Here is a 6852-nt window from a genome sequence, read left to right on the forward strand (position 1 = left end):
GCGGGCACCGGCGCGGCGGTCGGCGCCGCCAGAAGAGCCGCAAACGCAAGGTCGTCCAGTGGGTCGCGATCGTCGCCGCGGTCGGCGTGCTCGGTACGGCCGGCGCCGCGTTCGGCTACTACGAGTACCTGTCCGGCAAGATCCGCAAGGGGGAGCGCAGCAGCGGCAGGACCGACGTCGCCAGGCCGAAGGCCAACGCCGAGGGCAAGTCGGCGATGAACATCATGATTCTCGGCTCGGACAGCCGTAACTCCGCCGAGGACGTCAAGCTCGGCGGCGGCCGGAGCACCATCGGCCAGGCCCCGCGCGCCGACGTGATCATGATCGCCCACCTGTCGGCCGACCGCGGCAACATGTCGGTGGTGAGCATCCCGCGCGACACGCGAGTCGACATCCCCGAGTGCACCGACCCCAAGACCGGCAGGACCTACCCGGCGGCCAACACCATCATCAACGAGTCGCTGGGCCACGGCGGCGCGGGCTGCACCCTGGCCACCGTGCAGAATCTGACGGGCGTCTACATCGACCACTGGCTGACCATCGACTTCTCCGGCGTGGTGAAGATGGCCGACGTGGTCGGGGGCGTCCCGATCTGTGTGAAGTACCCGGTCTGGGACCACCCGACCCCGGCCCAGCCCGGCGGTTCCGGCCTGAAACTGAAGAAGGCCGGCAAGCAGACCGTCTACGGCAAGACCGCGTTGCAGTGGCTGCGCACCCGGCACGCGTTCTCCGACGACGCGGGCCGCGCCAAGGCCCAGCACATGTACATGAGTTCGCTGATCCGGCAGTTGCGCAGGCAGAACCTCTTCACCAACCCCGGCAGGCTCAACCAGATCGCCACCACCGCGATGTCCGCGTTCGAGGTCTCCGAGGAGATCGGCACCCCGAAGAAGCTGTACGACCTGGGCATGCAGCTCAAGACGGTCCCGCCGAACCGGATCACCATGCTCACCATGCCGCGCATCGCCGACCCGCAGGACGCCAACCACTACCGGCCGGCTCAGGACGCCGCCCAGGTCTGGTCGCTGCTGCGCAACGACGTGGCGATGGACGCCAACGGCAAGCCGGTCACCGCCGCCTCGCCGGGCGCCAGGCCGGCACCCACCACCCCCCAGGGCCCACCCGCCCGGACGGCGTCGGCCATCCCGGTCACGGTCGTCAACGGCACGGCGGGCGAGGCCGGTCAGATCGCGGTCTCCCACCGCGCCGGCGGTATCGCGGACGCGCTGCACACCTCGGGCTTCGCCCAGGCCACCGCGAGCCGGCAGACCCAGCCCAGCCCCGGCACCACCCTGACGTACCCGACGGGCACCGGCGCCCAGGGCAGGGCCGACGCGCTGGCCGTGGCCAAAGCGCTGAGGATCCCCGCCTCCTACGTCAAGCCGTCCACGGCCGTCGAGACCATCACCCTGACCATCGGGGCCGACTGGAAGAGCGGCACCGACTTCAGCAAGACCCTCCCGACCGCAGGGGCCGTCCCCAAGACCGCGGACGCGACCAACGGCGCGGACGAGACCGGCTGCATGGATGTCTACCGGCCGTACCGGTACTACGGCGGCTAGGCCGTTCCCCCGCTGCGGGTCCGGGTAGGGCTACGGGCGCGCGTCCGCGTGCGTGTCGGACGGCGCGGTCACCGCCGGGCGGCGGCTGGCGATCACCGTGCGGGCCAGCGAGCGGGGGCTGGTGACAAAGCCGTATCCCCAGCACATGTGCATGGTGGCGAGGGCGAGCGGGATGCGGAGGCGGGCCCCGAGGGGCAGGCCGCGGCCGGCCGGGAGAGAGCCGACGGTGATCGCGGCGAGGTAGGCCGCCGGGACCAGCAGGGCCCAGGGGGTGAGGGCGGCGCCGAGGACGACGCCGGCCACGTCGGCCACCAGGGCGGCGGGGGCCGCGAGGTAGCGGAGGTTGACCGAACCGCGGTGGTAGCGGGTGACGACGCGGCGCCAGCGGCCGTAGTCCTTGTACTGCTTGGCGAGCGCGCGCACCGTGGGCCGGGGCCGGTAGGAGACCCGCAGCTCCGGGGAGAACCAGATGAGGTGACCGGCCTCGCGGATGCGGTAGTTCAGCTCCCAGTCCTGGGCGCGGACGAACTCCTCGTTGTAGCCGCCCTGCCGCTCCAGTACCTCGCGGCGGAAGACGCCGAGGTAGACGGTGTCGGCGGGGGCGGCGGCGCCGCCGGTGTGGAAGGCCGCGTTGCCGACGCCGATCTTCGAGGTCATCGCGGCGGCCACCGCGTGCTCCCAGTCGTTCTCGCCCTCGGCGTGCATGATGCCGCCGACGTTCGCCGCGCCCGTCTCGTCCAGGAGCCGTACGGCGGTGGCGATGTAGTCGGGCGAGAGCATGCCGTGCCCGTCGACCCGTACCACGACCGGGTGACGTGACGCCTTGATGGCGGCGTTCAGCGCGGCCGGTGTGCGCCCGGTGGGGTTGGGCACCGTGTGCACCCGGGGGTCCTCGGCGACCAGTTCGGCCGCGATCGCGTCGGTGCGGTCCTTGGACGGGCCGAGCGCGATGACGACTTCCAGCTCGCCGGAATACTCCTGTTCCAGGATGTGCCGGACGGAGTTGCGCAGATGGCGCTCCTCGTTGAGCACCGGCATGATCACGGAGACGGCCGGGAGCGCGGAGTCGGTGGCGGCGTTCATCGACGCAAACGTTACCTCCAACGGGGGACCCGAGAGCGTGGTGTCAACTCCGACAGTCCTATTTGTTCCTAGCCTGAACGGGTCCGCACCCCTGCGAGCGGAGGTCACCCGCGTGCCGCCCACCCGACGACGCCCGCCGGACGGCCGGTCCCGGCGCCCGCCGGACGGCCGGCGTCCCGGTCCGCATCCAGGCCCGCGCCCCCGTCCGCGTCCGCCGGTCCGCTGGAGCACCCGGATCGCCGGCGGCCTGGCCCTGCTGGTGATCACCGCGAGCGGGCTCGGCCACGCCGTGATGAACGGGGTGAACGACGCGATCAACCGGGTGGACGCCTTCGGTGGCATGCAGGGCCGTCCCGACGGCAGCAAGGGCACGAACTTCCTGCTCGTGGGCACCGACCGCCGGGACGGCCTCGACCCGGCCGCAAAGCAGCGGTACCACCTGGGCGGCGCCCCCTGCCGCTGCACGGACACGATCATGCTGGTACACCTCTCGCAGGACCGGCAGCGGGCGAGCGTCGTCAGCGTCCCGCGCGACACCTACGTACGGCTGCCCGGGGCGGCACCGGCCGGGTCCGGCCGGCCGACTGCCGCCGCCACCCACCCCGCGAAGATCAACGAGGCCTACGCGGACGGCGGACCCAAGCTCACCGTGCGCACCGTCGAGCAACTGACCGGCGTGCACATCGACCACTACCTGGAGGTGGACTTCGTCAGCTTCATGAAGACCGTCGACGTCATCGGCGGCGTCCAGGTCTGCACGACCGTCCCGCTCCAGGACTCCTACACCGGCCTCGACCTGCCGGTCGGCACCACGACACTCAGCGGCGGCCAGGCCCTGCAGTACGTGCGCTCCCGGCACCTCGACGGCGCCGCCGACCTCGGCCGCATGCAGCGCCAGCAGCGCTTCCTCGCCCAGGTCATCCACCGGATCACCAGCGGCAGCACCCTGCACGACCCGGTGGCGCTGAGCCGGATCGCCACCACCGCGCTCGGCTCGGTCCGCGCCGACCACGGCCTGAGGACCACCGATCTGATCGCCCTGGCACGGGGGATGAAGGGGTTCTCGCCCAGTTCCTCGGAGTTCGTCTCCGTGCCGCTGAGCGAGGTGAACCATGCCGTCCCCGGCGTCGGCTCCACCGTGAAGTGGGACGACCGCAAGGCGGGCAGGCTGTGGGCGTCGATCCGCGCCGACCGGCCGCTGACCGTCCGCAAGAAGCACGCCCGCGGCGGCAAGGTGGAGGTCGACCCCTCCCAGATCCGGGTCCGCGTCGCGAACGGCACCCTCACCAACGGCCTCGCCGCCACCGCGCAGAAGCAACTGGGGGACACCGGTTTCGTCACCCCGGGCCTGCCCGTCACCGCCGACCACCGCACCGACCGGACGGAGATCCGCTTCGACCCCAGGTGGGACCGCTCGGTGCGGTCCCTGGCCGCGGCCCTGCCCGGCGCGGCCCTCGTCCCGGTCCCCGGGCTGGGCCCGGTGATGGACGTCACCCTCGGCTCGGACTTCACCAAGGTCACCCCGGTGACGGGGGCGGCGAGCGGCTCGGTGGCGGGAGAGCCGGCGGTCACCGGGGACCAGGTGGCGTGCGCGTAGGTCACGTCCGTGGTGGCGTGCGGGTCACGTCCGTCACGAAACCGCTGCGGCCGGTGGCCGAATGCATCGGGTCTGCTACAGAACCGCCCGGGGATTGCGGCTCCCCCGCCGGGTCCAGGCACACTGGCGGGCATGAACGGTTGGAGCGATGACACCGAGCAGCGCAGGCGTGCCGAGCCGCCACTGCCCCCAGAACTGTCGCCGCGCCGGGCCGCCGCTGCCGCCGGCGGAGTCCCGCCGCAGCCCACCCGCCGCCCTCCGGGGCCGGCCGGCGGCCCGGCCCCGATCCCCGCGCAGGTCGGCGGTCCCGGGGGCGGGTACGGCCCGCCCGCCACCGGCGGACCCGGCGGCATGACCCGACGGCCCCGCTGGAGTACCCGCCGGAAGATCGGCTGCACCGCGCTCGGTCTGGTCGTGGTGCTGCTGGTGGTGTCCGTCTCCACGTACTTCTGGGCCGACTCCAAGGTGCGCCGGGAGGTCGACCTCAGCAAGGTCGAGGACCGGCCGCCGACCGGCAAGGGCACCAATTATCTGATCGTCGGGTCGGACAGCCGCGAGGGCCTGTCCAAGGCGCAGGAGAAGGAGCTGCACACCGGCTCCGACAGCGGCCAGCGCACCGACTCCATGATGATCCTGCACACCGGTGACAACGGCTCCACGATGATGAGCCTGCCCCGCGACTCCTACGTGACGATCCCGGCCTTCACCGGCAAGCAGTCGCACAAGCGGTACCCCGCGTCCACGCACAAGCTCAACAAGGCGTACGCGGACGGGGGCCCGGAACTGCTGGCCCGCACCATCGAGTACAACACCGGCATCCACATCGACCACTACGCGGAGATCGGCTTCTCCGGCTTCGTGAACCTGGTCGACGCGCTCGGCGGTGTGGACATGTGCCTGGACAAGCCGCTGCGCGACAAGGCGTCCGGCGCGGACTTCACCGCGGGGTGCCAGACTCTCGACGGCAAGCAGTCGCTGGCCTTCGTACGGCAGCGGCACCAGGAGGCCGACCAGGACCTGGGCCGGATGCGGAACCAGCAGAAGTTCCTGTCCACCCTGGCCCACCAGGCCGCCTCGCCGTCCACGATCCTCAACCCGTTCACGCTCTACCCCGTGATCGGCTCCGGGCTCGACACGCTCGTCGTGGACAAGGACATGAGCCTGTGGAACCTGGCCTCGATGTTCTGGGCGATGAAGGGTGTCACGGGCGGCGACGGCAACTCCATCACGGTGCCGATCGCCACGGCCGGTTACTGGACGAAGAACGACGGCGTGGCCGTGAAGTGGGACATGACGAAAGCGAAGACGCTCTTCGGCGAGCTGCAGAACGACGAGAAGGTCACGGTCACGGAGTAGGCCGGTCGGCCAAGGGACGGGTCGGCCAAGGGACGGGTCGGCCAAGGGACGGATGGAGGAACGGCCCCGGCTGTCGCGGCGATCACACCGCGCGGCCGGGGCCGTTCCCACTCGTCGGTGACGGATCAGTGACGCGCGGCGGGGTTGCGGCGCCGCAGCGCGAAGACCGCGACGCCGCCGAGGGCCACCAGGACCGCGGCGATGCCCGCGATCATGCCGGTGTTGCCGCTGCCACCCGTCTCGGCCAGGTTGGAGGTGCCACCGGCGGCCGGGGAGGGCTCGTTGGTGTCGGCGACCGCCGCCGCGGCCGCGGTGGTGGTGCTCGGGCTCGGAGTGGTGGCCGGCGCCGTGGTGGCCGCGGTGGTCCCGGCCGGCGCGGTGGTGGCCGGGGGCGTGGTGGCCGGCGCGGTGGTGGCGGCGGTCTCGCACGCGGTGGCGGGCGTCGTCACGTTCACGTCGCCGACCACGCTGCCCTTGTCGTCCCTGACGACGTGCACGGTGTACTCGGTGTTCGGCTGCCAGGCCACCGGGAAGGTGAGCGTGACGCCCGCGGCCGAGCCCTTGACGCCCGACTGGACCCCGATCTGGGACTGCGCCTGAGAGACGGTGATCGTCACCGGCGTGCCGGAGTAGTCCTTGTTGACCACGGTGATGGCGCCCTTGCCGTTGTCGCACGCGGCAGCGGCGGTGAACTCACTGATGTTGCATGCGAGGGCGTTGCCTGCGACGCCCAGCGCGAGCGCGGCTGCGGCGGAGGCGACACCGATGGAGCGCACCGCGATTGCGGTGCGGCGGTTTATGGACACGTCTTCCCTTCACGGGATCGAAAAAAGGAGGTATCAGCACACAGCGGGCAACAGTCATCCCCCGTCCCACCCGTGGCCACCACACCTTTACAAGCTGTCCTCTTCGCCTGTCAATTGACTGCAAATCAGTCGCTAAACGGGCGTGTACTGACACTCTGCCGGCACCACTGACCAGCCTCTGCACAGTGGCCCCGCTGGTCACGGGCTCGGACCGGCGGCGGCCCGGGATACGGGTGAAGGTCCGGTGGAAAAGCGGTGCGGCTCTTCGAGAGGACTCCGCTCCGTACGAGGAGTGCTCGCGGCGACGGCTCAGCTTTTCAGGAAGGCCAGCAGGTCGGCGTTGAAGTCCTGCTCGAACGTGCCGAACAGGCCGTGCGGGGCGCCGGGGTAGACCTTGAGCGTGGCGTTCGGCAGCAGCTTGACCGACTGCAGGGCCGCGGCCCGGATC

5 protein-coding genes are annotated in these 6852 nt (G+C 71.4%); 3 read left to right on the forward strand and 2 right to left on the reverse strand.

All coding sequences use genetic code 11. The features are described from left to right. Positions 1-1562: LCP family protein (locus tag VIW71_RS14275; protein ID WP_331622585.1), on the forward strand; the 1562-nt coding region annotated here is incomplete at its 5' end. A 30-nt stretch (positions 1563-1592) separates the two neighbouring features. On the opposite strand, the gene VIW71_RS14280 is transcribed toward VIW71_RS14275, so the two are convergent. After that, positions 1593-2645, reverse strand: coding sequence for a glycosyltransferase family 2 protein (locus VIW71_RS14280; protein WP_331622586.1), 1053 nt, complete (start codon positions 2643-2645; stop codon positions 1593-1595). Between the two features lie 259 nt (positions 2646-2904). Between VIW71_RS14280 and VIW71_RS14285 the strand changes: the two genes are divergently transcribed. Continuing rightward, a complete protein-coding gene (locus tag VIW71_RS14285; protein ID WP_331622588.1) occupies positions 2905-4242 on the forward strand; it encodes an LCP family protein in 1338 nt (445 codons plus the stop codon). Between the two features lie 132 nt (positions 4243-4374). Then, complete coding sequence (locus VIW71_RS14290; RefSeq protein ID WP_331622589.1) at positions 4375-5598, forward strand: LCP family protein; 1224 nt, start codon at positions 4375-4377, stop codon at positions 5596-5598. Between the two features lie 125 nt (positions 5599-5723). Here the strand turns inward: VIW71_RS14290 and VIW71_RS14295 are convergent, their stop codons facing one another. Continuing rightward, positions 5724-6404 (reverse strand): LAETG motif-containing sortase-dependent surface protein, encoded by a 681-nt coding sequence (locus tag VIW71_RS14295; RefSeq protein ID WP_331622590.1) that lies wholly within the window; start codon positions 6402-6404, stop codon positions 5724-5726. Positions 6405-6852 lie beyond the last annotated feature (448 nt).

The sequence above is a fragment of the Streptomyces sp. genome (assembly GCF_036524955.1).
Classification (GTDB): Bacteria; Actinomycetota; Actinomycetes; order Streptomycetales; family Streptomycetaceae; genus Actinacidiphila.

What these genes read in the sequence shown, in the direction of transcription:
- VIW71_RS14280 (WP_331622586.1), bottom strand. Translation starts at nt 2,645, where the DNA reads ATGAACGCCGCCACCGACTCCGCGCTCCCGGCCGTCTCCGTGATCATG.
- VIW71_RS14290 (WP_331622589.1), top strand. Translation starts at nt 4,375, where the DNA reads ATGAACGGTTGGAGCGATGACACCGAGCAGCGCAGGCGTGCCGAGCCG.